This is a genomic window from uncultured Paracoccus sp. (assembly GCF_947487305.1).
Classification (GTDB): domain Bacteria; phylum Pseudomonadota; class Alphaproteobacteria; order Rhodobacterales; family Rhodobacteraceae; genus Paracoccus.
On sequence record NZ_CANKWH010000005.1, the window covers coordinates 41244 to 67248 of the forward strand.

Below are 26005 nucleotides of genomic sequence, written 5' to 3' on the forward strand. Positions count from 1 at the left end.
TCCTGTCCCTCCCTTATTCCGTCAGAACCCAGGTGTCCTTGACCCCGCCGCCCTGCGACGAGTTCACCACCAGCGATCCCTCGCGCAGCGCCACGCGGGTCAATCCGCCCGGCACCAGTTCGATCCGGTCGCCGCAGAGGCAATAGGGCCTGAGGTCCACATGCCGGGGCGCGATCCCCTCCTCGACGAAGGTCGGGCAGGTCGACAGGGCCAGCGTGGGCTGTGCGATGTAATTGGACGGGTCGGCCTCGATCTTCTTGCGGAATTCCTCGATCTCGGCCTTGGTCGATTTCGGCCCGACCAGCATCCCGTATCCACCCGAGCCGTGAACCTCCTTCACCACCAGGTCCGGCAGGTTCTCCATGACATACTTGTAGTCGTCGGGCTTCCACAGCGTCCAGGTCTGCACGTTCTTCAGCAGCGGTTCCTCGCCCAGGTAGAAGCGCACCATCTCGGGGACGAAGGTATAGATGGCCTTGTCATCGGCCACGCCCGCGCCGGGGGCCGAACAGATCGTCACCCCGCCCGAGCGATAGACATCCATCAGCCCCGGCACGCCCAGCATGGAATCGGGGCGGAAGCACAGCGGATCGAGATAGGGGTCGTCGAGCCGGCGATAGATCACGTCGACGCGCTTCGGCCCCTGCGTGGTCCGCATGTAGACGAATTCGCCATCGACAAAGAGATCCTGCCCCTCGACCAGCTCCACCCCCATCAGGTTGGCGAGGAAACTGTGCTCGTAATAGGCGCTGTTGAAATGGCCCGGCGTCAGGATCACGCAGGTCGGTCGGTCCTGGCACTTGGCAGGTGCCACCGATTCCAGCGTCCGGCGCAAGAGTTCGGGATATTGGTCCACCGGCTCGATCCGGTTGTTGCGGAACAGCTGCGGGAACATGCGCATCATGATCTCGCGGTTTTCCAGCATGTAGCTGACGCCCGACGGCGTGCGGCAATTGTCCTCGAGCACGAAGAAATCGTCTTTGCCAGTGCGCACAAGGTCGATGCCGATGATGTGGGAATAGACCCCGCGCGGCGGCACCACACCGACCACGGATTTCTCGTAGGCCTCGTTCTGATAGACCAGCCGTGCCGGAATGCGCCCCGCCCGCACGATCTCGGCCCGGCCATAGACATCGCGCAGAAAGGCGTTCAGCGCCCGTGCCCGCTGCTTGATGCCGCGTTCCAGCCTGCGCCATTCGGCCTGTTCGAAGACCCGGGGCATCATGTCGAAGGGGATCAGCCGGTCGGGATCGCCGCCCTCGCCATAGACGGCGAAGGTGATGCCGATGCGGCGGAAGAGATCCTCGGCCTCGGCCTGCTTCATCTGGCGGAAATCGTCGGGCATGGTCTCGACCCAGTTGCGCAGGCGCGCATAGGGTTCGCGGACGTTCTCGCCCTCGTACATCTCGTTATAGAAATTCATGTCCCCCCCTTCCGCGGCTGGCCCTGTTCACGAGCCGTTGCGTTCCGCGATGATCAGCAAGCGCAGCGCCAAAGTCTAGAAGCCAAGCGCGAAACTTTGCGGAAAGTTCCGCCGGATCAGCGCATTGCCCGCCTCCTGCCCCGATTTCGGGCGTGAAGGGAGGCTGCCGGGCCTCTCCGCGATCGCTGGCGGCAGGAAAGGTGGTTCGAATTGTCCGGATCTGACCACGCCGACCCGCGCCGCGCTTACCGGATGGTAACGTCTTGGCCCTATTCAGGATCCCGGAACCGAATCTGCAAGGGATGCGCTGATGAACCTGATCGTTGTGCCGGATCTGCACCAGATCCTCGTCACGATCGCAGAGCCGCGACTGGATGCCGCCGTGGCGACCAGTTTCAAGGACCGGATGCGCGAGATCGTGTCGACAAGCCGAAAGACCGTGCTTCTGGACCTGCAGCGGGTCGATTTCATGGACAGTTCCGGCCTCGGTGCGATGATCGCCATCCACAAGGCCATGCCCGATGGCATCCCGCTGGTCCTGCGCGGCCTGACGCCGAATGTCGAACGGGTCTTCCGGCTGACCCGGATGGACAGCGTGTTCAACATCACGACCGCGCCGGATCAGGCAAGGGAGGCCGGGTGATGAATACCGCGAAAAACCTCGATCCCGGGAAGACCGGCGAAATGAGCCGGCCGGCCCAGACCATGTTTCACCGCGTCCTGCGCGCCGAAGCCCGGATCGTCCGCGACACGCTGACCGACATCCGCCGCCGCTTTGCCGCCGAGATCGACGAGGATGCGCTTGGCCGGCTGGAGCTTGTGCTGGCCGAAGTGCTGAACAACGTGGCCGAACATGGCCCAGGCGCACCGGATATCGGCGAAGATTCCGGGGAGGAAACCGGCCATCGCGCCGCGCCGCTGATCCATCTCTGCATCGTCCGCCTTGCCGGCATGCTGTCCTGCGCGGTGACCGATGACGGCATCTCGCTGCCGGCCGGCTGCCTGCTGCCCCCCGATGCCCCCGCGATCAGCGAGATCGACCTGCCCGAAGGCGGCTTCGGCTGGTTCCTGATCCACGACCTGACGCAGGAGCTGTATTACTACCGCGAGGAACGTCGCAACTTCCTGGCCTTCCGCGTGCCGGTCTCGGACGAAACGGCCCCTCCGCTGCCCGAAGATCAGGACGGTCAGTTCAGCAGTGACTGAAGCGGATAGCGGCCATCCTTGAACTCGCCGAACATCTCGACCACCTCGGGATGATCGACCGGTTCACCCGAACGGTCGGGCACGAGGTTCTGCTCGGAGACATAGGCGACGTAATAGGTCGCCTCGGTCTCGGCAAAGAGATGATAGAAAGGCTGGTCCTTGGCCGGGCGCACATCCTCGGGAATCGATTCATACCATTCTTCGGTATTGGCGAATTCCGGATCGATGTCGAAAACCACCCCCCTGAAATCGCGGCTGCGATGGCGGACGACCTGGCCAAGGTTGTATTTCGCGACTCTGCGGTGTGGTGTCATAAGTTCTTCCCGAGAGCGATTCCCTAATCCAAAGCCGCCGCCCTGTCCACCGGAACGGGCCTGTTCAATCGGCTTTTGCCGCAATGCAGCAGGCGGCTGCGCCGGAAACCGGCAGCGCGGCCTGCCGCAAGGCAACCGCCTCCGCAGGCCGAACGGCAAACCGGTTCAGTTCGGCCCTGCCGCCGCTTTTTCCTCGGGGGTCAGCGCCACGGTCGAGATCGCCATCTTGGCCGAGCCCTCGGTCAACTCGTTGGCATGGGCAAGATAGACCAGGACGCCATTCGTCGCGTCATAGACGCGCTTGACCCTCAGCGATTTGAAGATCAGCGAGCGGCCTTCGGAAAACACATCCTCGCCCGCCTTGCCACGGGCGATGTCGCCCACCGTGATCGGCCCGGTCCGGGCGCATTCGATGGCCGAGTTGGACGGGTCCTCGAACCAGTTGCCCTGGCTCAGCCGATCGATCACCGAACGGTCGAAATAGGCCAGGTGGCAGGTCACGCCCTGGACCTCGGGATCGGCGATGGCCTCGATGATGATGTCATTGCCGACCCAGTCGACGCCGATCTCGCCCACTTCCTCGGCCGCGGCCGGCAGCGCCGCCAGCAGCGCCAAACCGATCATCCACTTCATCGCATCCTCCTTGGTCCAGACCCTCAGCCCGCTGCCTGCCACTGCCGCAGCGCCTCGATGGGCCAGAGCAGCATCAACATGTTCAGCAAAAGCCCGTCGCGGATGAACCAGATCGTCACCGCCTCGGTTCCCAGAAATAACGCCACGGAAAGCCAGAGGGGCAGCACCCTCGCCAGCCAGAAGCCCAGCATCATCGCCCCCATGTCGCCAACCGAGTTCACCACAGCATCGCCGTAATAGTCGAGCGAGATGGTCACGGCGCGATAGCGCTCGATGACCATGCTAGTATTCTCGGCAATCTCCCATCCGGCCTCGACCAGCGTGGCAATGACCAGCCGCCAGCCGAGCGACAGGCGCGGAAGCAGAAAGTGCAGCGCGGCATAAAACAGCAGCCCGTGCAGCACATGCGAGGGCGTGTACCAGTCGGTCAGATGCTGCGAATTGCCCGAGCTCATGGTGACGCCGTGCCACAGCTTCACATAGCCGCAATCGCAGATCGGCACCCGCCCGAGGAACAGCAGGAAACCCGCGGTGGCCAGAACGATCAGCGCGACCAGATGCCAGGGCGAGACCCGGCCCATCAGCCGCCCGGCGCCGGCCGCAGCAGTTCGGGCGCACCGTCGCCCAGAAGCCAGGCCCCCTGCTCGTCAAAGCGCACCGCCGACAGCGGCCCGCCATAGGCCGCGCCACTGTCGAGATCGATCCGGTTGCCGAAATGTGTGGCGCGGTCCAGCGCGGTATGACCATGCACGACCAGCGGGCCGTGATGGGCCGGGCTGTCCAGAAAGCCCTTGCGGATCCAGACCAGATCCTGCTCGGTCTGCGCCTGCAGATCGATGCCGGGCCGGATGCCGGCATGCACGAACAACAGCCCGTCCTGCAGATACCAGAGCGGCAGGCCGGCCAGATATTCGGCATGGGCCATCGGCACCGCCGCCCGCGCCGCCGCCTGCAGGTCGGATCGCGGCTGGTTCACATCCACGCCATAGGAGGCCAGCGTCGCCGCCGCCCCCAGCCCCGGATGCTCGGTCCAGACCGCGCCCGAGGACATGGCCGGATCGATCCAGTCGGCATCATTCAGGAAGGTCGGCAGGAAGCGGTCATGGTTGCCCTTGAGCACGATCCAGTCGCGCCCCTCGGCCTGCCCGGTCATCAGATAATCAACCACGCCGCGCGAATCGGGGCCGCGGTCGATCAGATCGCCCAGGTGCACGATCCGGGCATCACGCCCGCCATCGGCCTCGATCAGCCAATGCGCGCGGTGCAGCAGCTCCAGCTGGCCATGAATGTCGCCAATGGCATAGATCGGCATCGCGCCCCCCGAAAAAGCAAAGGATCCCGGCCTGTCTGGCCGGGATCGCATCGCTTGGCAAGGCTTCGGGGCGTCAGACCTCGAAATGCAGCGGGCGGGCCTGCAGGAACTTCCCGGTCTTCTCCAGCGCCGCCAGCGCGCTGGCCGGGATCGGCTCGTCCAGATAGAGGATGGCAATGGCATCGCCATTCGCGGCCGAGCGGCCAAGGGTGAAGTTGGCGATGTTCACCCCCTGCTCGCCCAAGGTCATCCCCAGCGCTCCGATCACCCCCGGAATGTCCTTGTTGCGGGTATACAGCATGTGCTCGCCCACCTCGGCATCGATATTGATGCCGCGGATCTGGATGAAGCGCGGCTTGCCGTCGCTGAAAACGGTCCCGGCGATGGACCGCTCACGGTCCGCCGTCACCACGGTCAGCTTGATATAGCCCTCGAAGACGCCGCTCTTGTCCTGCCGCGTGGTCGCCACCTGCACGCCGCGTTCCTTGGCCATGACCGGGGCCGAGACCATGTTCACATCCGGGTTGGTGGCCTTCATCACACCCGAGATCACCGCCGCGTTCAGCGCGTTCAGGTTCATGGTCGAGACGACGCCATCATACAGCACGTTGATCGCCTTGATCGGCTCGCCGGTCATCTGCCCGACAAAGGCACCCAGATGCCCCGCCAGCTTGATCCACGGCCCCATGACGGCGGCCTCCTCGGCCGTGACCGACGGCATGTTCAGCGCATTCTGCACTGCCCCGGTCAGCAGGTAATCGGCCATCTGCTCGGCGACCTGCAGGGCCACGTTCTCCTGCGCCTCGGTAGTCGAGGCGCCCAGATGCGGGGTCACGACGACGTTCGGCAAGTTGAAGAGGGGCGAGGCCGTCGCCGGCTCCTCGGCAAAGACGTCGAAGGCCGCGCCGGCCACGCGACCATCGGTCAGCGCCTCGGCCAGCGCCGCCTCGTCGACCAGCCCGCCGCGGGCGCAGTTGATGATCCGCACGCCCGGCTTCAGCTTGGCAATGGCCTCGCGCGATAGGATGTTGCGGGTCTTGTCGGTCAGCGGCACGTGGAAGGTAATGAAATCTGCCTTGGCCAGCAGCTCGTCCAGCTCGACCTTCTTCACCCCCAGCTCGACCGCGCGCTCTTCCGACAGGAAGGGATCATAGGCCAGCACCTTCATGTGCAGCCCCAGCGCCCGGTCGATGACGATCGAGCCGATATTGCCCGCGCCGATGACGCCGAGCGTCTTGTTGAACAGCTCGACCCCCATGAAGCGGTTCTTCTCCCACTTGCCGGCATGGGTCGAGGCCGAAGCCTCGGGCAATTGCCGGGCCACGGCGAACATCATGGCGATGGCGTGCTCGGCGGTAGTGACCGAATTGCCGAAGGGCGTGTTCATCACGATGACGCCCTTTTTCGAGGCGGCCGGAATATCGACATTGTCGACCCCGATCCCGGCCCGGCCCACGACCTTCAGGTTGGGCGCACTTTCCAAGAGCTTCTCGGTCACCTTGGTGGCCGAGCGGATCGCCAGCCCGTCATATTGACCGATCACCTCGGCCAGCTTGTCCCTGTCCTTGCCCAGATCGGGCAGGTAATCGACCTCGACCCCACGGTCGCGGAAGATCTGGACGGCGGTTTCCGACAGCTTGTCCGATACGAGAACCTTCGGCATCTCTGTTATCCTCTCTCCTGCGCCCGGGCCTCTGCCACGCTGGCGCGTTCATCTTGGTGAAAATATCCCGGGGGTCCGGGGGCTGGCCCCCGGCCCTGACTTAGGTGCTTATTGCGCGGCGAGTTCGGCGCGATAGGCGTATTCGATCCAGGGCATCAGCGCCTGAACGTCGCTCGCCTCGACCGTCGCCCCGCACCAGATGCGCAGACCCGGAGGTGCATCGCGATAGGCACCGGCATCCAGCGCCACGCCGTCCTTCTCCAGCCGCTTGGCGACGGCCTTGGCGAAGGCGGCACAGTCCTTGATTGCCGGATCGGTGAATTTCACGCAGACCGAGGTGGTCGAGGCGGTGGCCGGATCGACCGCCAGATCGGCGATCCAGTCCTTGCCGGCGATGAAATCGCGCACCGCGCCGGAATTGGCGTCGCAACGGGCGATCAGGCCCTTCAGCCCGCCGATGGATTGCGCCCATTTCAGCGAGACCAGATAATCCTCGACCGCCAGCATCGAGGGCGTGTTGATCGTCTCGCCCTTGAAGATGCCCTCGATCAGCTTGCCGCCCTTGGTCATGCGGAAGATTTTCGGCAGCGGCCAGGCCGGGGTATAGCTTTCCAGCCGCTCGACCGCGCGCGGCGACAGGATCAGCATCCCATGCGCACCCTCGCCGCCCAGCACCTTCTGCCAGCTGAAGGTCACGACATCCAGCTTGTCCCAGGGCAGATCCATGGCAAAGGCGGCGCTGGTGGCGTCGCAGATGGTCAGCCCGTCGCGGTCCGCCGGGATGGCATCGCCATTCGGCACGCGCACGCCCGAGGTGGTGCCGTTCCAGGTGAAGACCACGTCCTTGTCGAAATCGACTTCGGTCAGGTCGACGATCTGGCCGTAATCGGACTTGCGCACCGTGGCGTCCAGCTTCAGCTGCTTCACCGCATCGGTGACCCAGCCTTCGCCAAAGCTTTCCCAGGCCAGCATCTCGACCGGGCGCTGGCCCAGCAGCGACCACATGGCCATCTCGACCGCGCCGGTATCCGAGCCCGGCACGATGCCGATGCGGTAATCGGCGGGCACGCCCAGAACCTCGCGGGTCAGCTCGATCGCCTCGGCCAGCTTCGCCTTGCCGACGGCGGCACGATGCGAGCGACCAAGCGGGGCGTCCGACAAGAGGTCCAGATTGTAATGGGGAATCTTGGCACAAGGGCCAGAGGAGAAGCGCGGATTCACCGGGCGCGCAACCGGGATCGTCAGATCGGTCATGGCTAGCCTTCCAGCTAAAAGCCCCTCGTTGGGGAGGGGTGTCCCGCTGCGGGGCATACGCTTCCCCTGAAAATACTGCAATAGACAAAGAGTCTTACCATGCAGGTTCGAGCAGCTTCCTGCAGAACGATGCAGGAACGGATGGGAACTATCCGCACAAAATCAGCACAGTCTGTTCCGGGGACGTTCTCGCCGAAAACGAAAACCCCGACGCGCTGGCGGGCGCAATCGGGGCTGATCTGCATTCGTGGTTCGAATGGATCGACGATAACACGCGGCGGGAATCGGCGGCAAGGGCATTGTCCCGCGCCGTGGCCGATTGCGACCCGACCGACCGGCTGCCCTTTCTAGAATTGATGATCGAGGCTTTGCGCCCCGGTCAGCCGCTGCCGATCTTCAGCGCGATCATGACCGAGGCGCGGGAATGGGCGGCATGGGCCAGCCGTGCCGAGCTGAAAGCCTTCTGCCTCGCCAGCTATGAGGCGATGAGCGGGCCGGATCAGGCGGCGTTCCTCGGGCATCTGGATCGGAGGGCGGCGGCATGAATACCAGCGCACTGCGACCCGTCGATGAACTGCTGTGGAGCTGCCCGACCGTCTGCAAGGCGGCAACCAACGAATGGGCCAAGGGCTTTGCCAGATCCATCGCGAGCCAATCGCGGCGACGGAATTGGACGCCCAGCCCGAAACAGCACGCGCTCATGCACCGCATGGTCAGCGAGCTTTACCAGACGCGCGGCCGCGTGAGCGGCGGGGCCGATGATGGCCCGGATATGGACCTGATCGAAACCTGAGCCGCCCTGTCCCCGTGCCTCGGGCGCGGTGCGGGGGCGTCAACTCACCGAAGCAGACCGGACGCCGAGCCGGGCATATTCCACCATCCGCCCTAGCTTCTGACCGCCGAGCGAAATCAGCGGGGAATACAGACCTGGGGTCTACCCCAACCCGGCAGGGAACCGGCACCTTCTAGGCCCTGCCAGAAACGCGACACAGAACCCACCGGCGGGATACCGCGCCAATGCGGCACGGAAAGACGACCGGGGACTGGCAAAGCCGAGATACGCCGAATGAGCGCGTGAGGCCGAGCCGGGGCAGGATCAAAGCCTGCGGGACAGCGGCTGGCCCTCGATACCGGGCATCGCGTGGATACAGGTCATGGCCGCAGCGCCGCGAAGGTCTGTCCCCTGCATGTCGGGGGGACAGTAGCGGGGGCCGGCTCAACGCCAAAACTCAGTTGCGAATGATTCTCAACTAGACTATCGTTATGTTATCACATTTTACCGGAAGCCAATGAACACGACCCGCACCCCGATCAGCTTGGCAGCACCTTACGTCCTGGCAGACGTGAAGCTTTATGCTCATGTCGATAGCGACTTCGAGGATAGCGCCATTGCCCGCATGGCCGACACTGCGGCGCGCGAGATCGAGGCGCATTGCGGGCTGGCCTTGCTGGCACAGGCGATCACCGTCACGCTGGGCGCATGGTGCTGCCGTATCCCCCTGCCCATCGGCCCGATCTGGACCGAGGGGCTTGCCGATCATCCGATCACCGTTGAACTGGTGGATGCAGCGGGCAACGTGACGCCGCACCCGGCGGGCTGGTGGATCGAGGGCGGGCGCTATCCGGTCATCAGTCTGACCAGCACCGGACAGGGCGAGCAACTGCGCATCACCTATCCCGCAGGCTATGGCATGGATGCCGACAGCATCCCGGCTGACCTGCAACTGGCGATCAACGATCAAGCTGCACAGGTCTTTGACCAGCGGGGGGCGCATGAGGGCAAGCAAGGGTTGTCAGTCGCTGCGGCGCGCATCGCGGCGCGGCATCGGCGGGTTGCGCTATGACGGCGGTGCAGGTGAAGCGCGAGCGGCAGGCCGGATCTGGTCCCAATGCCCGGAAAGCGATTGTGCCGGTGGACCGGCGGCTGAGTGTTCCGCTCTCTTTCCCGACCACGGAAATGGCCGATCTGGCGATTGCCTTTCTCGAAACCCTGAAAATTCCGGAGGGGAAAAAGGCCGGGGAACCGCTCAAGCTGGACGAGTTTCAGAAGCGGTTCGTGCGCGGCGCGCTGGCCGAGGGTGTCATGGTGGCCTGTCTGTCGATCGGCAGGGGCAATGCCAAGACCGCGCTTTCTGCCGGGTTGGCGCTGGGCGCGTTGAAAGGCGTCTGGGACAATCAGCCCAAGCGCGAAATCCTCTTTGCCGCACGAAACCGCGATCAGGCCAAGACCGCGTTTCAGTTTCTGGTCGGCTTCATCGAGGGGCTGCCCGAGGATGAACAGGAACAATTTCTGATCCGGCGCGGCAGCAAGTTGGAGGTCGAATATTCGGGCAATGGCGGCGGGCTGGCGCGCTGCATTGCGGCTGATGGCAAATCGATCCTCGGCGGCGCGCCGACGCTGGCCCTGATGGATGAACGCGCGGCTTGGGAACGGGAGAAGGGTGACAATCTCGAAAACGCGATCCTCTAAGGCCTCGGCAAGCGCGATGGCCGGGCGCTGATCATCTCGACCAGTGCGCCGGATGACGCCAACACCTTTTCCCGCTGGATGGATGAACCCCCGCCCGGAACCTATGTGCAGGAACATCGGCCCGCTTTCGGGTTGCCTGCCGATGATCTGGCCTCGCTGCTGGAAGCGAACCCCGGCGCGGTCGAGGGCATCGGCTCAACCTCGGAATGGCTGGTTGCGCAGGCCAAGCGCGCGATTGCGCGGGGCGGTTCGGCGCTGGCATCCTTCCGCAACCTCAACCGCAATGAACGGGTCTCGACCGAAGATCGCAGCGTTCGCGATCAGCAACGTGATCCCCGACGCGACCGCGATCATGACCGCCAATGTGCAGGGCATCGCGCCCGGCTATCTCGGCCTCTATGGCGGGGTGGACCTGATCCGTGATCCCTACACCAAGGCGGGCAGCGGGGCGCTTGTCCTGACCGGGCTTGTCACGGCTGACTTTACCGTGCCGCGCGGGCTGCAAACCCGCATCCTGACGGGCATCGTCTGATGCTGTGGGGGGCGTCAACCGGCGCGCTGGAACTGCGCAGCGAGGGCGGGGAAACCCGCCTGCGAGCGACGTTCCCCTATGGCGCAGAGACGGAACTGGCACCGGGGCGGCGCGAGGTTATCGCCGCCGGTGCCTTTGCTGACCGGATCGAGGCGGGCGAGGACATTCACCTGCTGGCCGGTCACGACTATGCCAAGCCCCTCGCATCACGCGCGGCGGGCAAGGCCCTGCCGACGTTATCGCCAAGGTCATCGCCTACACTACCTTTGGCGAGGTCGGGCTGCCGGACCATATGCAGAGGCCGGACCTTTGGGCGGAGGCCCGCGCGCTGATCGGTAACGCATGATGCAGATCGCCCGCGATCATACAGGTTGCGGGCGGAACCACTTGCAAATTACCAGAGCTGTGCTATCCTCTGGAAATCAACAAGAGGAATGGCGATGACTTCCTACCCCACAAAAAGCGACCTGCTGGCGACCACCAAACTGGCCTGCGAGATCGCGAATATCAACGCGGATCGCTTCAATGAGGCGGTTCATGCCAACTTCTACCCCTGCGCACCCAAGACCACGCCGGGCAAGGCGCGCACCTTCGATGTGGACGACATTGTGGCGCTGCGGCTGTATCAGCGATCCATGGATGCCGGAATGAGCGCAGCGGCTGCGGGCGAGAAAGCGTGCAAGGTTCGCGAATTTATGCAGGCCAACCCCGATGCATCGCGCGTTTACATCATCTCGACCGACTTCAAGGTGCTGGACTATTTCCTGCCTGATTGGGACGTGAAGCAGGACTTGATCAAGATCAACGCAACTCAGGCTATCGACGTGATCGGTTTTGAAATGATTGATCTCGATTGGCACCGTGTCCGTGCGGTGCACTACATCACAGAGGCCGACAAGCGCCGGGTTGTGGGCGACTGATCCATGACGATCCTTCCCGCGCATACGACCCCCGCCGAACTGGCCGCCCAATGGGGCGCGTCGGAACGGGCGCTGCGGGCTAAGGCGCGGGAAATCGGCGCTTGCCGGGAATTGGGCAAGACTATGATTCTGCTGGAACACGATGTTCAACAGCTTCTGGAGGCTATGCGACCATGCCCCTCTCGCTCCACAAACGCGGCAACATCTGGCACGTCCGAGGCACCGTTGCTGGCCGTGAAATCCGTCGAAGTGCGCAAACGTCTGACAAAAAAATCGCCGAACGCTTCAAAGCCGAAATCGAAGCCCGAGCGTGGCAACGTCGTTTCGATGGACCGGGCGCGGGGCTGACGATGGCGCAGGTGTTCAACGAATATTTGGATGCCGACAAGTCCGAACGGTTCCTTCTCAAGCTCGTTGACCATTGGGGCGATACGCTGGTTGAGGACATCTTTCCCGAGACGATCCGCAAGGCGGCAAGGCTGATCTATCCCAATGCCAGCGAGCCGACCTGGAATCGGCAGGTGATCAAGCCGACACAGGCAGCTATCAATCATGCGGCCGGGCTTGGCCTGTGTCGCCGGATTTCTGTGAAGCGATACGAAGAAAACCCGGCGGAAAAGACTCCTGCAACAGTCGAGTGGGTTCTGGCTTTCAACGAACAGGCCATTGAGGACGGCTTGCCGCATCTGGGCGCTCTGTGTCTGTTCATGTTCGGCACGGGCGCACGGGTTGGCGAAAGCTGCCGGATGCGCTGGAACGACATAGATCTGGATGGCCGAACCGCGAAGCTTTACCTGTTCAATCCGAAGCCTTGGGACCGCACGGCCCATTTGCCGCCCGAAGTCCTTGCCGCGCTGGCAAACCTGCCGACCAACCGAAACCCGGATGAATTGGTCTTTGACTATACCGGGCGCGGAAGCCTGCGGGGCGCGTGGAACAATGTCTGCAAGCGCGCCGGCATCGACCGATTGACCCCACATTGCTGCCGGCATGGCTTCGCCACCACGATGCTACAAGCGGGCTTTGATGTGAAAACCGTCGCAGACATGGGCGGCTGGAAGGACGCAACGACGGTCCTGCGCACCTATGCTCACGCGATAAAGGACAAGACCGTGACGGACGCGCTCTTCCGCACAAAACCCGCACAGTCCAAAATTCAGAAGATTTCAACTAGCAGAAAAGAAAGGAAAAATCAGGCATGACGTTCGCCTCTCGTTGGGAGGGGTGTCCCAAGGGGGCACATACAGCGCCGCGCCGCACTGGCGCATGAAGAAAGTTTCGCATAAAGCCGGCCTCGCCGCTTTCCCGTCATCCGTGGCGCCCTCTGCCGCAAGAAAGGTTCGTCCATGCTGACCCTCTCGCTGATCGCCGCGCCGAAAAATGCCAATCTCGAGCCGGCGCTGATCGACAGCCTTTGCCGGGACTGGGGCGGCTCTGAGATGCGCTGGCTCAGCCCCGGCATTGCCGCCGAGTTCCAGATGCCCGAGGCGCCGGCGGACTGGCGGCAGGTCTGGTCCGACCTGCAGAGCATCGCCATCGATCTGGCGATCCAGCCGACCGCCGGGCGGCGCAAGCGGGTGCTGCTGGCCGACATGGATTCGACCATGATCGATCAGGAATGCATCGACGAACTGGCCGCCGAGGCCGGGGTGGGCGAGCGTGTGGCGGCGATCACCGCCCGGGCGATGAATGGCGAGCTGAATTTCCACGAGGCGCTGATCGAACGGGTGGGCCTCTTGGCCGGATTGCCCGAGGACACCATCCAGAAGGTGCTGGACACGCGCATCACCCTCGCCTCGGGCGGGCCGGAACTGGTGGCGACGATGCGCAAGCACGGCGCCTATGCGGCGCTGGTCTCGGGCGGGTTCACCAGCTTCACCGGCCCGATCGCGCGCCAGCTGGGCTTTGACGAGAACCGCGCCAATACGCTCTTGTCGGAAGAGGGCGTGCTGACCGGGCATGTCACCCTGCCGGTGCTGGGGCGCGAGGCCAAGGTCGAGGCGCTGAACGAGATCGTCGCCGCGCGCGGACTGACGCCCGCCGACGTGATCGCGGTGGGCGACGGGGCCAATGATCTGGGCATGTTGCAACTGGCCGGCTCGGGCGTCGCGCTGCACGCCAAGCCCGTGGTCGCAGCGCAGGCGGGGATCACCATCAATCACGGCGACCTGACTGCGCTGCTTTATCTGCAGGGCTATGCGGCCGAGGAATTCAGCCGCTGATCGCCGCCAGCGTCTCGGCAGCGGGCCGCGCGACGGCCCTGGCCGCGCCGGTCCCGCCCCATTGCGCCGCGTAATCGTGATTGCCCCTGGCGGACGCCGCCGCGTTCAGTGCCTTGGCCGCATCATAGGCCATCGGGTAGCCCGGCGCATCCTGCTGGTCCATCGCCATGAAGCGGTTGACCAGCCCGCGCGCCGGTCGGCCCGAGATCGCGCGGGTCATCTCGGTCGGCGTGGTGGTCAACCGCGCCCGGTGATCCGGTGTGGTCGCCGCCTCGGGTGACAGCAGGAAGGCCGTGCCGCATTGCACCGCCACTGCCCCGGCTTCCATCGCCGCCCGCCGGTCCGCCGCCTCCATGATCGCCCCCGCCGCGATCAGCGGCAGGCCAAGTTGCCGCAACTCGGCCAAGAGTGGCAGCGTCTCCAGCCGCGTGTCTGCCGCCATGTCCACCGGGTCCATGAGCCCGCGATGCCCGCCCGCCTGCCAGCCCTGCGCGATGATGCCATCCACCCCCGCCGCCGCGACGGTGCGCCCGTCCGCAAGGCAGGTGGCGGTGGCCAGAAGGATGGCGCCGGTCTGGCGTAGCGCCTGCATCTGGTCGGGACGCGGCAGGCCGAAATGGAAGCTGATGACCGGCGGTTTCTCGGCCACCAGCAAAGCCAGCATCTCGTCGTTCACCCGGAAGCTGGTGTAGATCTCGTGCAATTCCTCGGGCGGGGTTGCGTCGAAGCGGGCGAAATCGGGTGCCAGCGTCTGGAGCCAGCGCGCCTCCTTCGCCGGGTCATGCGTAGCCGGTTCGTGGCAGAAGAGGTTCACGCCGAAAGGTTTTTCGGTCAGCGCGCGGGTCTGCTCCAACTCCTGCCGGGCTCGTTCGGCAGTGAAGGTCGCCAGCGCGACGAAGCCCAGCCCTCCGGCATTGGCGACAGCCCCGGTCAGCGCGGGCGTTGAGACCCCAGCCATGGGTGCCTGAATGACATTGGTGGTCGTGCCCAGCCCCTCGAACATCGCCCGTCTCCCCTGGTTCGGGCCGACTATTCCATGCCGGGCCGGGCAAGCAAAGCCCAGTCAAAGCGGCCAGATCCGCGCCCAGACCCCGTCGCGGCGGATCAGCGCGTGTTGCAATGCCGCCGCGACATGCAGCGCCAGAAGCGCGATCAGCAGGACCGCGCAGGCCTGATGCACCGACTGGAAGACCCCGGCCAGCGCCTCGTTCTTCGGCACCAGGGGCGGCACCCCCAGCGCGTCCAGCGATTCGATCGGGAAACGCTCCAGCCGCACCCGCAGATAGCCGCTGATCGGCAGGGCGAACAGCAGGACATAGAGCGCCAGATGGGTCAGTTCCGCCGCACGACGCTGCCAGGGCGCGATGTCAGCAGGCAGGGGCGGCGGCGGGTGGCGCAGACGCCAGACCAGCCGCGCCAGCATCAGCAGGAACACGATCAGCCCGGTATTCTTGTGAAAGATGAACAGCGTGTCCTGCAGAGGCCGGGGCAGGCCCTGCTGGATCATGATCAGCCCGGCCGGGATCATCAGCAGCACGAGAACCGCGATGAGCCAGTGATAGATCCGGGCGGGACGCGCATAGCCCTGCTGATGTTCCATCAGAACCACCCTCCGTTCGCGGCAGGATAGAACTTTCGCGCCGCCGATCAATCTTTTGCCAGAAGCGCGGCACCGCTTGACCCAATTCCGGCTTGGCCTAGGCTTGGCGTCATGGGCAACCCGCAGCATCTGCAGGAGGGTCGACCGGGGCGCAGCGCCGTCCATCGGGGAAACGCGCCTGCCGATCCGCTGCGCTGGGGGTTGCTGGCAGCCGGGCTGGCCGGTCTGGCGGCTGTGCTCGCCTGTCAGCTCCTTCTCGATATATCGGGCGCCCTATTGTGGGGCCTCGCCGCGCTCGGCTTTGCGCTGATCTGGCTGATCGTCGCACGGCAAATGCGGCGGGGCTATCCGCATGGGCGCATCGGCGCGTGCAATGCGGTGACGCTGATCCGGGTCGCACTGGCACTGGCGCTGGTTCCGCCGCTGCTGGCCGGTCAGCCCGCCGGTTGGATCGTGGCCGGGATCGCCGGGGTCGCGCTGGTGCTGGACGGGCTCGATGGCTCGCTGGCGCGGCGGCAGGGGCTGGTTTCGGATTTCGGCGCCCGCTTCGACATGGAGGCCGATTCGATCCTTGCGCTGATCCTGTCGCTGCATGTGGTAGCCGGCAGCGCCGTCGGGGCCGAGGGCCTGATCCTCGGCTTGGCCCGCTATGCCTTCGTCGGAGCCATGCTGCTCTGGCCGTGGCTGTCTGCGCCCTTACCGCAGAAATTCCGGCGCAAAACGATTTGTGTTGTGCAGATGGTGGCGCTGATCCTGCTTCTGCTGCCGATCCTCACCCCCGATGCCGCGATCCTCGTGGCGCGGTTGGCGGCGGCGCTGGTCGTCTGGTCCTTCGCGGTCGACATCCTCTGGCTGCGCGGGCGGGCCGGATGAGGCGACCGGCGATCTGGCAGGCAGGGGTGGCGGCGCTGGCGCTGTGGCTGGTGATGATCCTGCCGGCGGCACCGGGCGGCATCACGCCCGCGAGACTCGTAACCCCCGAACCGCCGCTGATCCTGCTGCTGCTGATCGCCACGGGACCGAACCGGGTCCTGCGGGCCCTTCTCACCATGCTTCTGTTGCTGATCGCGGCGCTGAAGCTGGCCGATCTGTCCATGGCCGAAATCCTCGGCCGGGGCTTCAACCCGATCGCCGATCTGGCGCTGATCGACGCTTCAGCCCGGATGATCGCTGGCAGCCTCGGGATCTGGGCTGCCATCGGCGCGGCGGTTCTGTGCCTCGCTCTGGCCGCCGGGATGGCCGCGATCCTCTGGTGGGCGGCGGGGGTCTGGCAGCGCGTTTCGGTTCCACGTCGGCCCGCGCTTCTGGCGGCGGTCGGGCTGGTGGCGCTGCTGATCCCCGGCTTCCTGCCGCTGAAAGCCGCGACCACCAGCTATGCGATGGACAAGACCGCACTGGCGCTGCGTAGCGTGAGTGACCTGCGCGAGTTCCGCCGACTCGCAGGGGAGGACCCGATGGCGGCGCAGACCGGGCTGCTGACCGGGATCGACCGCGACGTGCTGGTGATCTTCATCGAAAGCTATGGCCGCACGAGTTTCGACACGCCCTTCTATGCCAAGGCCCATCTGCCCGCCCTGCGCGAAGCCGAGGAAGCGCTGGCCGAGGCCGGGCTGGCGATGCGCTCGGGCTTTTTGACCGCGCCGACGCAGGGCGGGCAAAGCTGGCTCAGCCACGCGACATTCACCTCGGGTCTCTGGATCGACGATCAGAGCCGCTACCAGGCGGCGCTGGCCAGCGGGCGGCAGGGCCTATTCCATCTGGCCCGGAAAGCCGGGTTCCGCACGGCGGCGGTGATGCCCGCGATCACCCGGCCCTGGCCGGAATCGGCCCGCATGGGGTTTGACCGGGTGCTGGGCGCAGGTGATCTGGGCTATCGCGGCAAGCCCTTCAACTGGGTCACGATGCCCGACCAGTTCACCCTCGCCGCCACCGACCGGCTGCTCAGGGATGGCGACAATGACCGGCCCCTGTTTGCGCAGGTGGCGCTGATTTCCTCGCACGCACCATGGGTGCCGCTGCCGCAGATGGTGGATTGGGACCAGTTGGGCGATGGCCGGATCTTCGACGCCATGGCGGATGCCGGGCCGACCCCGAAAGAGCTGTGGGATGATTACGATGACGTGCGGGCGCAGTATCGCGCCTCGATCACCTATGTGCTGCAGGCGGTGGCGGGCTATGCCCGGCTGCATGCCGCCAACCCGCCCTTGCTGATCGTTTTGGGCGACCATCAGGCCGCCGCCCGGATCGCGCTGGACGAGCGGCGCGAGGTGCCAATCCATCTGATCGGCCCGCGCGACCTTGTCGAGCGGAGCCGCGACAGGGGCTTTGCGCCCGGTCTGATCCCGCCGCCGGACAGCGCCGCCCTGCCGATGGAGGGGATGCGCGACCTGATCCTTCAAGGCTTCACGCGGGGGACGAGCACGACAGCCCTGCGCGACTGAACAAACAAAGGTCAGGCTTGCCGTGCGGCTCTGGTCTCGTAAGCTGCGGCAAAGAGGAAGGGAACCCATCATGACCCACCGGTTTTGGACCCGCCGGCAGATGCTCGCCACCGCCGCCGCCGGCCTCGCCGCCCCGACGCTGCTGCCCCGCAGGGTGCTGGCACAGGCCGCCACGCCGGTCAGTCTGCAGCTTTCATGGCTGCATTCGGTGCAATTCGCCGGCAGCTATCTCGCCCGCGAAAACGGCTGGTGGCGCGAGGCCGGGCTGGAGGTGACGCTGCTGCAGGGCGGCCCCAATGCCCCGGTCGAGCCGCCGGTCGTCTCGGGCACGGCGCTTGTCGGCATCTCGGCTGCCGATTACACCGCCGCCGCCGTGGCCGAGGGCGCGCCCTTCAAGATCATCGGCGTGGCGATGCAGAAGAACCCCTTCGTCATCGCCTCGCTGCCCGCCAACCCGGTGAACGCCCCCGCCGAACTCTCAGGCAAGAAGATCGGCATGGCTCTGGCGAATACTCCGGTCCTGCAGGCCCTTAGCACGCTGAACGGCGTCGAGATCGACAGCATCGAGATCGTGCCGACGCAATACTCCGCCCAGCCACTGGTCGGTGGCGAGGTCGATTGCCTGCTCTGCTGGCAGACCGACCTGCCGGTGGCGATGACCATGCAGGGGATCGAGAATGTGACCATGCTGATGGCCGATCACGGCTATGCGCTGCATTCCCAGACCTATATCGCCACCGAGGACAGCCTTGCCAATCGCCGCGCCGAACTGGTGGCGCTGATGGCGGGCGAGGTGCGCGGATGGGACGCCTATCGCGCCGACACCGATGCGGCCGCCGAACTGACGGTGAAGCTCTTCCCCGATGCCGGGCTGGATCTGGAGACGCAGAAGCTGCAGGCTGCGCGGCAGGTGCCGCTGATGTTCTCGGAGCTGACCGATCAGAACGGCTTCGGCTCGTGGACGGACGAGGCGGTGGCCGCGAATATCGAGACGCTGGCGCTGCTGGGGCGGACCGTCACCCCCGATCTCTGGGACCGCTCGATCCTCGACGAGGTCCATGCCGGCTGATCCGCCCCCGCCCGATATCCTCTGCCGCGGTCTCGCCAAGGTCTTTCCCGGCGGGGTCGAGGTGCTGTCGCCGCTTGATGTCGCCCTTGCCGCCGGCCAGACAACCGCGCTGGTCGGCCCCTCGGGCTGCGGCAAGTCCACGCTGCTGCGGCTGATCGCGGGGCTGGAAGACCCCAGCGCCGGCAGCATCCTGATCGGCGGCGAGACGCCTGACCACATGCGCCGGCAGGCCGCCATTTCGGTGGCGTTTCAGGACCCTTCGCTGCTGCCCTGGCGCAGCCTGCGCGGCAATATCGCGCTGGGGCGCAAGCTGGCCCGTCTGCCCGCCGATCAGGCGCTGGTCGACAGGCTGATCCGGCTGGTCGGGCTGGCGGGGTTCGAGGCGACGCGCCCGGCGGCGCTGTCGGGCGGGATGCGTCAGCGCGCCGCCATCGCGCGCGCACTGGCCAGCGCACCGCGGCTGCTGCTTCTTGATGAACCCTTCGGCGCGGTGGATGAACTGACCCGCCGGCAACTGGCGCTGGACCTGCCGCCCCTCTGGCAGGAACGCGGCACCACGACGCTTCTCGTCACCCATTCGGTCAGCGAGGCGGTGTTCCTGGCCGACCGGATTCTGGTCCTGTCACTCCGGCCCGCCCGGATCGTCGCCGATATTGCCGTGCCCCTGCCGCATCCGCGCCTGTCTGATCTGGCCGACAGCGCGGGCTTTCACGCTCTGGCGTCACAGGTCTCGACGGCGCTGGCGCGGGGCGTGGCGGCATGAGTCTTGCCATGACCCTGCCGGGACGGGCGGCGACGCCGGCGCTGCGGGCCTTGGGTGGGGCGGTGATCCTGCTGCTGGCTTGGGAACTTGCCGCGCAACGTCTGGGCGGTGCCTATCTGCTGGCCGGTCCGGTCGAGGTCGCCCGCTGGCTGACCGAGAATCCCGGCCTGACCGGGCGGGCGCTGGCGGTGACGCTGTGGAATGGCGCGGCGGGGTTCGTTCTCGGCAACCTGGTGGCCATGCTGCTGGCCGGCGCGGCGCTGATCTGGCCGCGCAGCCAGCCCGTCATTACCGGGCTGTCGCTTCTGGTCTTCTGCCTGCCGCTGGTCGCCACCGGGCCGATCCTGCGGGTGCTGATGGGGCCAGGCAACGCACCGCAGATCGCGCTGGCGGCGCTGGCGGTATTTTACACCACGCTGATCCCGCTGCTGGTGGGCCTGCGCGCCGCGCCCGCCGTCTGGTTCGATCTCGTGCGCAGCTATGGAAGGGGACGGATGGCCGAGCTGCGCCATATCCGCGCACGAGCCGCCCTGCCCTATCTCTTCGCCGGGCTGCAGATCGCCGCGCCCGCCGCCTTTCTGGGGGCGATGGTGGGCGAGTTCACCGGGGCCGAGCGTGGCCTCGGTGTCCTGACCATCCGCTTTCTCAGGGCACTGGACGTGCCGGGTCTCTGGGCGGTCTGCTCGGTGGCCGCCACGGTCTCGATCCTCGCCTATGCCGGGATCGGCGCGCTGGCGCGGGCGGTCCTGCGCGAGCCGCCGCCACTGATCCTGTCCATGCCCTCGACCGAACGCGCGCCACATGCGCTGGTCAGCACGGCGCTGGTCGCGGCGTTGGCCCTGCTGATCTGGTGGGCGGGGATGGAGGCGATGTCGCTGAACCCCTTCTTCGCCAAGAGACCGGGGGATGTGTTGGATGCGCTGCTCATCGCACCCGATGCGGCCGAGACGCGAGCGAGGCTGGGGGCCGCGCTTTCCGAAACCGCCATCTTCCTGCTGCCGGGCTACGTGGCCGGGCTGGTCATCGGTGCCGCTCTGGCGATGGCGGTGACGCTTCTGCCGGCGGCGGGGGCGCTGGTGCTGCCGCTGGCCGTCGCCCTGCGTTCGGTTCCCATTGTCGCCACCGCGCCGCTGATCGTCCTCTTGCTGGGGCGCGGGGCCCTGGGCACGATCACGCTGGTCGGCGTGATGGTCTTCTTCCCGACCTTCGTCGCCTGCCTGCACGGGCTCAGGCAGACCCCGGGCCAGATCCGCGATGTCTTCGACTGCTTCGCCGCCTCGCGCCTGCGCCGGCTGGTCGATCTGCAGATCCCCGCCATGCTGCCCGCCTTCTTCGCCGCCGCGCGCATGGCGGTGCCGGCGGCGGTTCTGGCGGTGACGGTGGTCGAATGGCTGGCGACCGGGCGCGGCATCGGCAGCCTGATGGCGCTCTCGGCCTCGCTGTCGGACTATGACATGCTCTGGTCCTGCGTGCTGGTCGTGGCGGTGCTGTCCGCGCTTGGTTTCGCCGCCATCGCCGGGATCGAGCGGCGGATGCTGTCGCGCCTTGCCCCCGAACAGGTGCGCCAGTGACCGCGCCGCGCAAGGCCGCCTTCGCCATTCCCGGCGATATCGAGACGCTGACCGGCGGTTATATCTATGAACACCGCCTGCTGATGGGGCTGCGCGACCAGGGGCGGGACGCCGAGCATGTGCAACTTCCCGAGGGCTTTCCCGATGCCGATGCGGCAGCGATGGCGCAGGCCATCGCGCAACTGCAGGCGGTCGCGCCGGAACGGGTGCTGATCCTTGACGGTCTGGTCTTCGGCTCGATCGACAGCGCAGGACTGGCGGGCGTCCGCGCACCGGTCGTCGCCATGATCCATCATCCGCTGGCAATGGAAAGCGGGCTTGATGACGCGCGGCGGCAGCATCTTTTCACCACCGAGCGCGACAACCTGCGGCTGGCGCGGCATGTGCTGGTGCCGAGCCCCCATACCCGTGATCTGCTGGTCGCCCGCTATGAGGTGGCCCCCGAGCGGATCACCATTGCCCGGCCCGGCGTCGATCCGCCCCGCCATCCTGCGGCCCCCCTATCGCCGCCGCTGATCCTGTCGGTCGGCATCCTGCATCCGAGGAAGGGGCATGACGTGCTGATGGAGGCCCTGTTCCGGATAACGGATCTGGACTGGCAGGCGGTCATCGTCGGCAGCCCTTGGGATCCTGCCCATGCCGAGGCGCTGGCGCGTCAGGCGGAACGTTCAGGGCTGGGCGCGCGCCTGCGCCTTGCCGGGCGCGTCACGACGGATGAGCTGCATCGCCACTACGCCAGCGCCTCGGTCTTCGCGCTGGCCACCCGATACGAGGGCTATGGCATCGTCTTCGACGAGGCGCTGTCCTATGGCCTGCCGATTGTCAGCTGCGCCACCGGCGCGGTGCCGCAGACCGTGCCGGCGGAAGCGGGTCTCCTCGCGCCGCCCGAGGATAGCGAGGCCTTTGCGGATCTGCTGCGCCGGATGATCGCGGATGACCGGCAGCGGCAGGCCTGTGCCCGCGCCGCGCGGTTGGCGGCGAGGCGCCTTCCCGACTGGTCTCAGACGGCGGTGGCGGCAGGCAAAGTGCTGGACAGCCTCGACTGAACGATCAGGATTCCATCAGGCGCTTGAAATGCCGCGACAGCAGCAGAAGCCCGAAGAACAGGGTGATCATGCTGACCAAGATCACATAGCCGACGCTGATATATTCGCCCTGATAGCTGGGATAGAAGCCGCGCCGCATCAGCCCGACCAGATGGACCAAGGGATTGTACCACAGGATATCGCGGGCAACTGCGGGCATGGAATCAAAGGTGAAAAACACTGCGGACATCAGGAACAGCGGCCGGGTAGCGATGGACCAGATCTGCTCATAGACCGGGAACGAGGTCATCAGGAAACAGTTCAGCGATCCGACCCCTGCGGCCAGCAGAATGGACAAGCCGATTGCCGTCGCGACGCTGGAGAGGTCAGCCCAGAAGGGCAACCCGAAGATCACCAGAATCCCACCGAGCACGATGGCCATGACGATCGCGCCGGTGATTGCGGCAAGCACCAGGCGCGCGAGGATCGCGTCAATGAATGTGACGCAGGGATAGGTCATGAACGGCCGCGAAAACCGCACCGAACCCGCCACCTTGCCTATGGTGCCCATGGCCAGCGCGAAGGGCAGAAAGCCGGTCGCATAGAACAAGGGAAAGTTCGTCCCCATCGGCGGGGCGCGCAGGGCCAGCGAGAAAATGACTGACAGCAGCGCAATGCCGAGGACAGGCTCGATGACGGCCCAGAAATAGCCCCCGACAGATCTGCCATAGGTCGTCGACATCTCGCGCAGCATCAGCGCCATGATGGTACGCAGCATCTGGAAGCGCGGCCGTTTGCGAACGGCATGAAGCCGCGGAACGCTTGGGGCCTGACTGTCGCTGGCGGTCATGTGAACTCTGGCTCTGGTATTGCTGCTGGCGGACAGTTACAAGCCTGCAGCACGAGAAACAACTGAAAGCATCGTGACGTGAGCCAATCCTCTTCGCTCGACCGAGCAGAAAAGGGCCAGCAAGCCCCGGAGAAGGCCGCGCCACTGAATCGGTCCGACATGATAACAAGCCAGCAGCCCAAGTCAGCAGCGACCAAGCCGCAGGCCGCAACCTCAGCGCCGTCGCCGGCTTCATCCCCTCGCGAGTCCATGAACACTCATACCTATTTGCGTCCAGCGGTTGGTGCGGCTCGTTTCGAACGCCGGCACATTATCCTTACCCTGTCCTTCGTCCTCATGGTGATCGTGCCGACGGCGATTTCGGCCTGGTATCTGTGGACGCGGGCCGTCGATCAATATGTCTCGACCGTCGGCTTCTCGATCCGCAAGGAGGATTCCGCCCCCTCGATCGACTTCCTCGGCGGGTTGACGCAGTTCGCTGGTGGCAGCACGGCATCGGATACCGATATTCTCTATGACTTCCTGCAGAGCGAGGACATTGTTGCGCGGATCGACGCTGCGGTTGACCTTCGCGGCAAGTTCTCGAAGGAATGGCCGAATGACCCGATCTTTGCCTATGACCCCAACGGCACGATCGAAAATCTGACCCGGCACTGGAAGCGGCAGGTCGACGTTCTCTACGACACCACGACGCGGCTGATCACGCTTCGGGTCTCGGCCTATACGCCCGAAGATGCGCTGGCTATTGCCAATGCAACCTTCGAGGAAAGCAGCCGCACCATCAACCGGCTGTCCGACGTAGCGCGCGACGATGCCACGCGCTTTACCCGCAATGAGCTAGCCCGTGCCCAGGAAAAGTTGACGACGGCGAGGCAGGCGCTGACCGCATTTCGCATGCGCACCCAGATCGTCGACCCGACCGCCGATCTTGAGGGCCAGATGGGCATTCTGAATTCGCTGCAGGCGGCCCTTGCCGAAACGCTGATCGAGTTGGACACGCTGCGCGAGAACGCGACCGATCGCGACCAGCGCGTTATCCAGACCGAGAAGAAAGTCGACGCCATCCGCAACCGCATCTCCGAGGAGCGCGAGAAATTCAGCGCCAGCAGCGAGGGGCCCGGCGGCGAGAACTATGCCGAACTGATGGCGGAATACGAAAAGCTGTCCTCGGACATGCTGTTCGACCAGACCGCCTATCGCTCTGCGCGGGCGGCCCATGACATTGCTCAGGCAGAGGCGCAACGCCAGTCGCGTTATCTGGCCGCCCATATCGAGCCGAAACTGGCCGAAGCGTCGCTGGTGCCCAATCGCCCTTATCTGCTGGCCTGCGTCTTCGGAGCCCTGCTTCTGGGCTGGTCGGTCATGCTGCTGATCTACTACAGCGTTCGCGACCGTCGCTGATCATGATCGTTCTCGAAAATCTGACCAAGATCTATCGTCGGGTCGGCAAGGAGACGGTGGTCGCCGACAAGATCTCGGCGGTCTTCCCGACCGGCGAGTCGGTGGCCTTGCTGGGTCGAAACGGGGCGGGAAAATCCAGCCTGTTGCGAATGATCGCCGGCACGATGCTGCCGACCTCGGGCAAGGTAATGAGCGATGGCAGCGTCTCCTGGCCGGTAGGTTTTGCGGGCAGCTTTCACAGCGAGCTGACCGGTGCCCAGAACGTGCGCTTCGTGGCCCGCATCTATGGCGTCGGCAGCAACGAGCTGGTCGATTATGTCGATGATTTCGCCGAGCTCGGGGTGAATTATCACAAGCCCTTCGGCACCTATTCCTCGGGGATGCGCTCGCGTCTGGCCATGGGAACCAGCATGGGGATCGATTTCGACACCTATCTGGTGGACGAAGTCAGCAGCGTCGGCGATGCCGCCTTTCGGGCGAAGTCCAAGGCGGTGTTCCTGGACCGGATGCAGAACGCGAGTTCGGTGGTTGTCAGCCATTCGATGGCCTTCATCCGCGAGACCTGCTCCATGGGGGCGGTGCTGGAGCATGGCCAACTGAAGGTCTTCGAAGATCTGGACGAGGCGATTGCCTATCACGAGACCTTGATGGGCGTCGCCCTGAGCGCCCCGATCAAACCGAAGCCTGCGGTCACCGCCTAATCCGGCAGAAAGCCGATCCAGCCGCCGGGTCCTGCTGCGGTCGGGATCGGCGGTTCGTCGAAAAGCTCGAACATCGTTTCGCCAAGCTTCACGAAGCGAACCTCGACCGCCGCATCCCCCGACCCCAGGACGTGCTGCGCGACCCGCGCCGCGCCCATGGCCGCCAGCGCCGCCTCGACCCCGTCCAGATTGGGGGTGCGGATCGCCAGGTGATCATGACCCTCGGACACATCGGGCAGACCAATCCGGGCGCAGAACTCGACCGGCCAGCCCTCGGGGCCGTCGAAGAAGACATAACGCACGCCGTTATCCCAGAACGCGGCGATCTCGGAGGGGCCGCTCGGGGTAAAGCTGGCGGACAGCTGCCCACCCCGGGCCTCGATCCGCTGGCGACAGGCATCGGCATCGCCAATGCGCAGCGCGACATGGTCCAGCCGCAGCGGAATCAGGCCCGGCGGCGGGGTATCGGCAGGGCAGAGGCAAATCCGCTGATCGCCAAAGCGCGCAGTCGTCGCATCCTCGGCCACCAGCCCCAACACCTGAACCAGCTGCCGTAGCGCCTTTGCGGGATCATCGACTGCCAGTACCGGTCTCATCCTGATCTATCCATCATCCGCCCTGACCGTCGCACGCAT

General features: G+C 65.5%; 30 protein-coding genes. 18 read left to right on the forward strand and 12 right to left on the reverse strand.

The features are described from left to right. Positions 1 to 13: 13 nt before the first annotated feature. Positions 14 to 1423, reverse strand: a complete 1410-nt coding sequence (locus Q1A36_RS07800) for a circularly permuted type 2 ATP-grasp protein (RefSeq protein WP_299841691.1) — start codon at positions 1421 to 1423, stop codon at positions 14 to 16. Between the two features lie 310 nt (positions 1424 to 1733). On the opposite strand from Q1A36_RS07800, the gene Q1A36_RS07805 reads away from it, so the two are divergent. After that, the gene (locus Q1A36_RS07805) at positions 1734 to 2066 is read left to right on the forward strand and encodes an STAS domain-containing protein (protein WP_299841693.1); all 333 of its coding nucleotides are present in this window, start codon (positions 1734 to 1736) and stop codon (positions 2064 to 2066) included. After that, positions 2066 to 2629 (forward strand): ATP-binding protein, encoded by a 564-nt coding sequence (locus tag Q1A36_RS07810; protein ID WP_299841695.1) that lies wholly within the window; start codon positions 2066 to 2068, stop codon positions 2627 to 2629. The genes Q1A36_RS07805 and Q1A36_RS07810 overlap by 1 nt, the downstream gene beginning before the upstream one ends. On the opposite strand, the gene hspQ is transcribed toward Q1A36_RS07810, so the two are convergent. The 6 genes from hspQ to Q1A36_RS07840 all read right to left on the reverse strand — a co-directional run bounded on the left by hspQ (position 2611) and on the right by Q1A36_RS07840 (position 7805). Then, positions 2611 to 2943, reverse strand: a complete 333-nt coding sequence (hspQ, locus tag Q1A36_RS07815; protein WP_101753343.1) for a heat shock protein HspQ — start codon at positions 2941 to 2943, stop codon at positions 2611 to 2613. The genes Q1A36_RS07810 and hspQ overlap by 19 nt on opposite strands. A gap of 165 nt (positions 2944 to 3108) precedes the next feature. Continuing rightward, entirely contained in the window at positions 3109 to 3576 is a 468-nt protein-coding gene (locus tag Q1A36_RS07820; RefSeq protein WP_299841698.1) for a CreA family protein, read from the reverse strand. A gap of 23 nt (positions 3577 to 3599) precedes the next feature. Continuing rightward, positions 3600 to 4157: a DUF2585 family protein gene (locus Q1A36_RS07825; RefSeq protein WP_299841700.1), complete on the reverse strand. Its 558-nt coding sequence runs from the start codon at positions 4155 to 4157 to the stop codon at positions 3600 to 3602. Next, positions 4157 to 4888, reverse strand: a complete 732-nt coding sequence (locus tag Q1A36_RS07830; RefSeq protein ID WP_299841701.1) for a metallophosphoesterase — start codon at positions 4886 to 4888, stop codon at positions 4157 to 4159. Before Q1A36_RS07830 ends, Q1A36_RS07825 begins: the two co-directional genes overlap by 1 nt. Positions 4889 to 4961: 73 nt before the next feature. Further along, positions 4962 to 6551, reverse strand: coding sequence for a phosphoglycerate dehydrogenase (gene serA, locus Q1A36_RS07835; protein ID WP_299841703.1), 1590 nt, complete (start codon positions 6549 to 6551; stop codon positions 4962 to 4964). Positions 6552 to 6659: 108 nt separating this feature from the next. Beyond that, a complete protein-coding gene (locus tag Q1A36_RS07840) occupies positions 6660 to 7805 on the reverse strand; it encodes a phosphoserine transaminase (protein WP_299841705.1) in 1146 nt (381 codons plus the stop codon). 299 nt (positions 7806 to 8104) lie between these two features. On the opposite strand from Q1A36_RS07840, the gene Q1A36_RS07845 reads away from it, so the two are divergent. The 5 genes from Q1A36_RS07845 to Q1A36_RS07865 all read left to right on the forward strand — a co-directional run bounded on the left by Q1A36_RS07845 (position 8105) and on the right by Q1A36_RS07865 (position 10807). Beyond that, a complete protein-coding gene (locus tag Q1A36_RS07845) occupies positions 8105 to 8350 on the forward strand; it encodes a hypothetical protein (protein WP_299841707.1) in 246 nt (81 codons plus the stop codon). Next, entirely contained in the window at positions 8347 to 8598 is a 252-nt protein-coding gene (locus tag Q1A36_RS07850) for a hypothetical protein (RefSeq protein ID WP_299841708.1), read from the forward strand. The genes Q1A36_RS07845 and Q1A36_RS07850 overlap by 4 nt, the downstream gene beginning before the upstream one ends. A 496-nt stretch (positions 8599 to 9094) precedes the next feature. Beyond that, positions 9095 to 9649: a hypothetical protein gene (locus Q1A36_RS07855; RefSeq protein ID WP_299841710.1), complete on the forward strand. Its 555-nt coding sequence runs from the start codon at positions 9095 to 9097 to the stop codon at positions 9647 to 9649. Beyond that, positions 9646 to 10275, forward strand: a complete 630-nt coding sequence (locus tag Q1A36_RS07860) for a terminase large subunit (RefSeq protein ID WP_299841711.1) — start codon at positions 9646 to 9648, stop codon at positions 10273 to 10275. The genes Q1A36_RS07855 and Q1A36_RS07860 overlap by 4 nt, the downstream gene beginning before the upstream one ends. A gap of 283 nt (positions 10276 to 10558) precedes the next feature. Next, on the forward strand, positions 10559 to 10807 hold the full coding sequence (locus Q1A36_RS07865) for a hypothetical protein (RefSeq protein ID WP_299841713.1): 249 nt from the start codon (positions 10559 to 10561) through the stop codon (positions 10805 to 10807). A gap of 14 nt (positions 10808 to 10821) precedes the next feature. On the opposite strand, the gene Q1A36_RS07870 is transcribed toward Q1A36_RS07865, so the two are convergent. Beyond that, positions 10822 to 10992, reverse strand: coding sequence for a hypothetical protein (locus Q1A36_RS07870; protein WP_299841715.1), 171 nt, complete (start codon positions 10990 to 10992; stop codon positions 10822 to 10824). A 255-nt stretch (positions 10993 to 11247) separates the two neighbouring features. Here Q1A36_RS07870 and Q1A36_RS07875 point away from each other — a divergent pair, with 255 nt between their 5' ends. The 3 genes from Q1A36_RS07875 to serB all read left to right on the forward strand — a co-directional run bounded on the left by Q1A36_RS07875 (position 11248) and on the right by serB (position 13949). Continuing rightward, positions 11248 to 11727 (forward strand): hypothetical protein, encoded by a 480-nt coding sequence (locus Q1A36_RS07875; RefSeq protein WP_299841717.1) that lies wholly within the window; start codon positions 11248 to 11250, stop codon positions 11725 to 11727. A gap of 173 nt (positions 11728 to 11900) precedes the next feature. Then, on the forward strand, positions 11901 to 12929 hold the full coding sequence (locus Q1A36_RS07880) for a site-specific integrase (RefSeq protein ID WP_299841719.1): 1029 nt from the start codon (positions 11901 to 11903) through the stop codon (positions 12927 to 12929). Positions 12930 to 13073: 144 nt separating this feature from the next. After that, positions 13074 to 13949, forward strand: coding sequence for a phosphoserine phosphatase SerB (gene serB, locus Q1A36_RS07885; RefSeq protein WP_299841721.1), 876 nt, complete (start codon positions 13074 to 13076; stop codon positions 13947 to 13949). On the opposite strand, the gene Q1A36_RS07890 is transcribed toward serB, so the two are convergent. After that, positions 13939 to 14952, reverse strand: a complete 1014-nt coding sequence (locus Q1A36_RS07890) for a nitronate monooxygenase (RefSeq protein ID WP_299841723.1) — start codon at positions 14950 to 14952, stop codon at positions 13939 to 13941. The genes serB and Q1A36_RS07890 overlap by 11 nt on opposite strands. 60 nt (positions 14953 to 15012) lie before the next feature. Beyond that, a complete protein-coding gene (locus Q1A36_RS07895) occupies positions 15013 to 15549 on the reverse strand; it encodes a cytochrome b (RefSeq protein ID WP_299841725.1) in 537 nt (178 codons plus the stop codon). 111 nt (positions 15550 to 15660) lie between these two features. Here Q1A36_RS07895 and Q1A36_RS07900 point away from each other — a divergent pair, with 111 nt between their 5' ends. The 6 genes from Q1A36_RS07900 (at position 15661) to Q1A36_RS07925 (ending at position 22439) form a co-directional block, all read left to right on the forward strand. Then, the gene (locus tag Q1A36_RS07900; RefSeq protein ID WP_299841726.1) at positions 15661 to 16422 is read left to right on the forward strand and encodes a CDP-alcohol phosphatidyltransferase family protein; all 762 of its coding nucleotides are present in this window, start codon (positions 15661 to 15663) and stop codon (positions 16420 to 16422) included. Continuing rightward, positions 16419 to 17990 (forward strand): sulfatase-like hydrolase/transferase, encoded by a 1572-nt coding sequence (locus tag Q1A36_RS07905; protein WP_299841728.1) that lies wholly within the window; start codon positions 16419 to 16421, stop codon positions 17988 to 17990. Before Q1A36_RS07900 ends, Q1A36_RS07905 begins: the two co-directional genes overlap by 4 nt. Before the next feature lie 70 nt (positions 17991 to 18060). Further along, on the forward strand, positions 18061 to 19059 hold the full coding sequence (locus tag Q1A36_RS07910; protein WP_299841730.1) for an ABC transporter substrate-binding protein: 999 nt from the start codon (positions 18061 to 18063) through the stop codon (positions 19057 to 19059). Beyond that, entirely contained in the window at positions 19049 to 19822 is a 774-nt protein-coding gene (locus Q1A36_RS07915) for an ABC transporter ATP-binding protein (protein ID WP_299841732.1), read from the forward strand. The genes Q1A36_RS07910 and Q1A36_RS07915 overlap by 11 nt, the downstream gene beginning before the upstream one ends. Further along, the gene (locus tag Q1A36_RS07920; protein WP_299841734.1) at positions 19819 to 21393 is read left to right on the forward strand and encodes an ABC transporter permease subunit; all 1575 of its coding nucleotides are present in this window, start codon (positions 19819 to 19821) and stop codon (positions 21391 to 21393) included. The genes Q1A36_RS07915 and Q1A36_RS07920 overlap by 4 nt, the downstream gene beginning before the upstream one ends. After that, positions 21390 to 22439, forward strand: coding sequence for a glycosyltransferase family 4 protein (locus Q1A36_RS07925; protein WP_299841736.1), 1050 nt, complete (start codon positions 21390 to 21392; stop codon positions 22437 to 22439). The genes Q1A36_RS07920 and Q1A36_RS07925 overlap by 4 nt, the downstream gene beginning before the upstream one ends. 4 nt (positions 22440 to 22443) lie before the next feature. Here the strand turns inward: Q1A36_RS07925 and Q1A36_RS07930 are convergent, their stop codons facing one another. Next, complete coding sequence (locus Q1A36_RS07930; protein WP_299841738.1) at positions 22444 to 23196, reverse strand: ABC transporter permease; 753 nt, start codon at positions 23194 to 23196, stop codon at positions 22444 to 22446. A 408-nt stretch (positions 23197 to 23604) separates the two neighbouring features. On the opposite strand from Q1A36_RS07930, the gene Q1A36_RS07935 reads away from it, so the two are divergent. Further along, positions 23605 to 24669 carry a capsule biosynthesis protein gene (locus Q1A36_RS07935; protein WP_299841740.1) on the forward strand — a complete coding sequence of 355 codons (1065 nt, stop codon included), beginning with the start codon at positions 23605 to 23607 and terminating at the stop codon, positions 24667 to 24669. A gap of 2 nt (positions 24670 to 24671) precedes the next feature. Next, positions 24672 to 25370 (forward strand): ABC transporter ATP-binding protein, encoded by a 699-nt coding sequence (locus Q1A36_RS07940; RefSeq protein ID WP_299841742.1) that lies wholly within the window; start codon positions 24672 to 24674, stop codon positions 25368 to 25370. On the opposite strand, the gene Q1A36_RS07945 is transcribed toward Q1A36_RS07940, so the two are convergent. After that, a complete protein-coding gene (locus tag Q1A36_RS07945) occupies positions 25367 to 25966 on the reverse strand; it encodes a VOC family protein (RefSeq protein WP_299841744.1) in 600 nt (199 codons plus the stop codon). The two genes, Q1A36_RS07940 and Q1A36_RS07945, sit on opposite strands and share 4 nt — an antisense overlap. Positions 25967 to 26005 lie beyond the last annotated feature (39 nt).

Bases quoted from the DNA above. Each gene is read 5' to 3' on its own strand.
- Q1A36_RS07800 (WP_299841691.1), bottom strand. From the start codon at position 1,423: ATGAATTTCTATAACGAGATGTACGAGGGCGAGAACGTCCGCGAACCC.
- Q1A36_RS07805 (WP_299841693.1), top strand. From the start codon at position 1,734: ATGAACCTGATCGTTGTGCCGGATCTGCACCAGATCCTCGTCACGATC.
- Q1A36_RS07810 (WP_299841695.1), top strand. From the start codon at position 2,066: ATGAATACCGCGAAAAACCTCGATCCCGGGAAGACCGGCGAAATGAGC.
- hspQ (WP_101753343.1), bottom strand. From the start codon at position 2,943: ATGACACCACACCGCAGAGTCGCGAAATACAACCTTGGCCAGGTCGTC.
- Q1A36_RS07820 (WP_299841698.1), bottom strand. From the start codon at position 3,576: ATGAAGTGGATGATCGGTTTGGCGCTGCTGGCGGCGCTGCCGGCCGCG.
- Q1A36_RS07825 (WP_299841700.1), bottom strand. From the start codon at position 4,157: ATGGGCCGGGTCTCGCCCTGGCATCTGGTCGCGCTGATCGTTCTGGCC.
- Q1A36_RS07830 (WP_299841701.1), bottom strand. From the start codon at position 4,888: ATGCCGATCTATGCCATTGGCGACATTCATGGCCAGCTGGAGCTGCTG.
- serA (WP_299841703.1), bottom strand. From the start codon at position 6,551: ATGCCGAAGGTTCTCGTATCGGACAAGCTGTCGGAAACCGCCGTCCAG.
- Q1A36_RS07840 (WP_299841705.1), bottom strand. From the start codon at position 7,805: ATGACCGATCTGACGATCCCGGTTGCGCGCCCGGTGAATCCGCGCTTC.
- Q1A36_RS07850 (WP_299841708.1), top strand. From the start codon at position 8,347: ATGAATACCAGCGCACTGCGACCCGTCGATGAACTGCTGTGGAGCTGC.
- Q1A36_RS07855 (WP_299841710.1), top strand. From the start codon at position 9,095: ATGAACACGACCCGCACCCCGATCAGCTTGGCAGCACCTTACGTCCTG.
- Q1A36_RS07860 (WP_299841711.1), top strand. From the start codon at position 9,646: ATGACGGCGGTGCAGGTGAAGCGCGAGCGGCAGGCCGGATCTGGTCCC.
- Q1A36_RS07865 (WP_299841713.1), top strand. From the start codon at position 10,559: ATGAACGGGTCTCGACCGAAGATCGCAGCGTTCGCGATCAGCAACGTG.
- Q1A36_RS07875 (WP_299841717.1), top strand. From the start codon at position 11,248: ATGACTTCCTACCCCACAAAAAGCGACCTGCTGGCGACCACCAAACTG.
- Q1A36_RS07880 (WP_299841719.1), top strand. From the start codon at position 11,901: ATGCCCCTCTCGCTCCACAAACGCGGCAACATCTGGCACGTCCGAGGC.
- serB (WP_299841721.1), top strand. From the start codon at position 13,074: ATGCTGACCCTCTCGCTGATCGCCGCGCCGAAAAATGCCAATCTCGAG.
- Q1A36_RS07890 (WP_299841723.1), bottom strand. From the start codon at position 14,952: ATGTTCGAGGGGCTGGGCACGACCACCAATGTCATTCAGGCACCCATG.
- Q1A36_RS07895 (WP_299841725.1), bottom strand. From the start codon at position 15,549: ATGGAACATCAGCAGGGCTATGCGCGTCCCGCCCGGATCTATCACTGG.
- Q1A36_RS07900 (WP_299841726.1), top strand. From the start codon at position 15,661: ATGGGCAACCCGCAGCATCTGCAGGAGGGTCGACCGGGGCGCAGCGCC.
- Q1A36_RS07905 (WP_299841728.1), top strand. From the start codon at position 16,419: ATGAGGCGACCGGCGATCTGGCAGGCAGGGGTGGCGGCGCTGGCGCTG.
- Q1A36_RS07910 (WP_299841730.1), top strand. From the start codon at position 18,061: ATGACCCACCGGTTTTGGACCCGCCGGCAGATGCTCGCCACCGCCGCC.
- Q1A36_RS07915 (WP_299841732.1), top strand. From the start codon at position 19,049: ATGCCGGCTGATCCGCCCCCGCCCGATATCCTCTGCCGCGGTCTCGCC.
- Q1A36_RS07920 (WP_299841734.1), top strand. From the start codon at position 19,819: ATGAGTCTTGCCATGACCCTGCCGGGACGGGCGGCGACGCCGGCGCTG.
- Q1A36_RS07930 (WP_299841738.1), bottom strand. From the start codon at position 23,196: ATGCTGCGTACCATCATGGCGCTGATGCTGCGCGAGATGTCGACGACC.
- Q1A36_RS07935 (WP_299841740.1), top strand. From the start codon at position 23,605: ATGGTGATCGTGCCGACGGCGATTTCGGCCTGGTATCTGTGGACGCGG.
- Q1A36_RS07940 (WP_299841742.1), top strand. From the start codon at position 24,672: ATGATCGTTCTCGAAAATCTGACCAAGATCTATCGTCGGGTCGGCAAG.
- Q1A36_RS07945 (WP_299841744.1), bottom strand. From the start codon at position 25,966: ATGAGACCGGTACTGGCAGTCGATGATCCCGCAAAGGCGCTACGGCAG.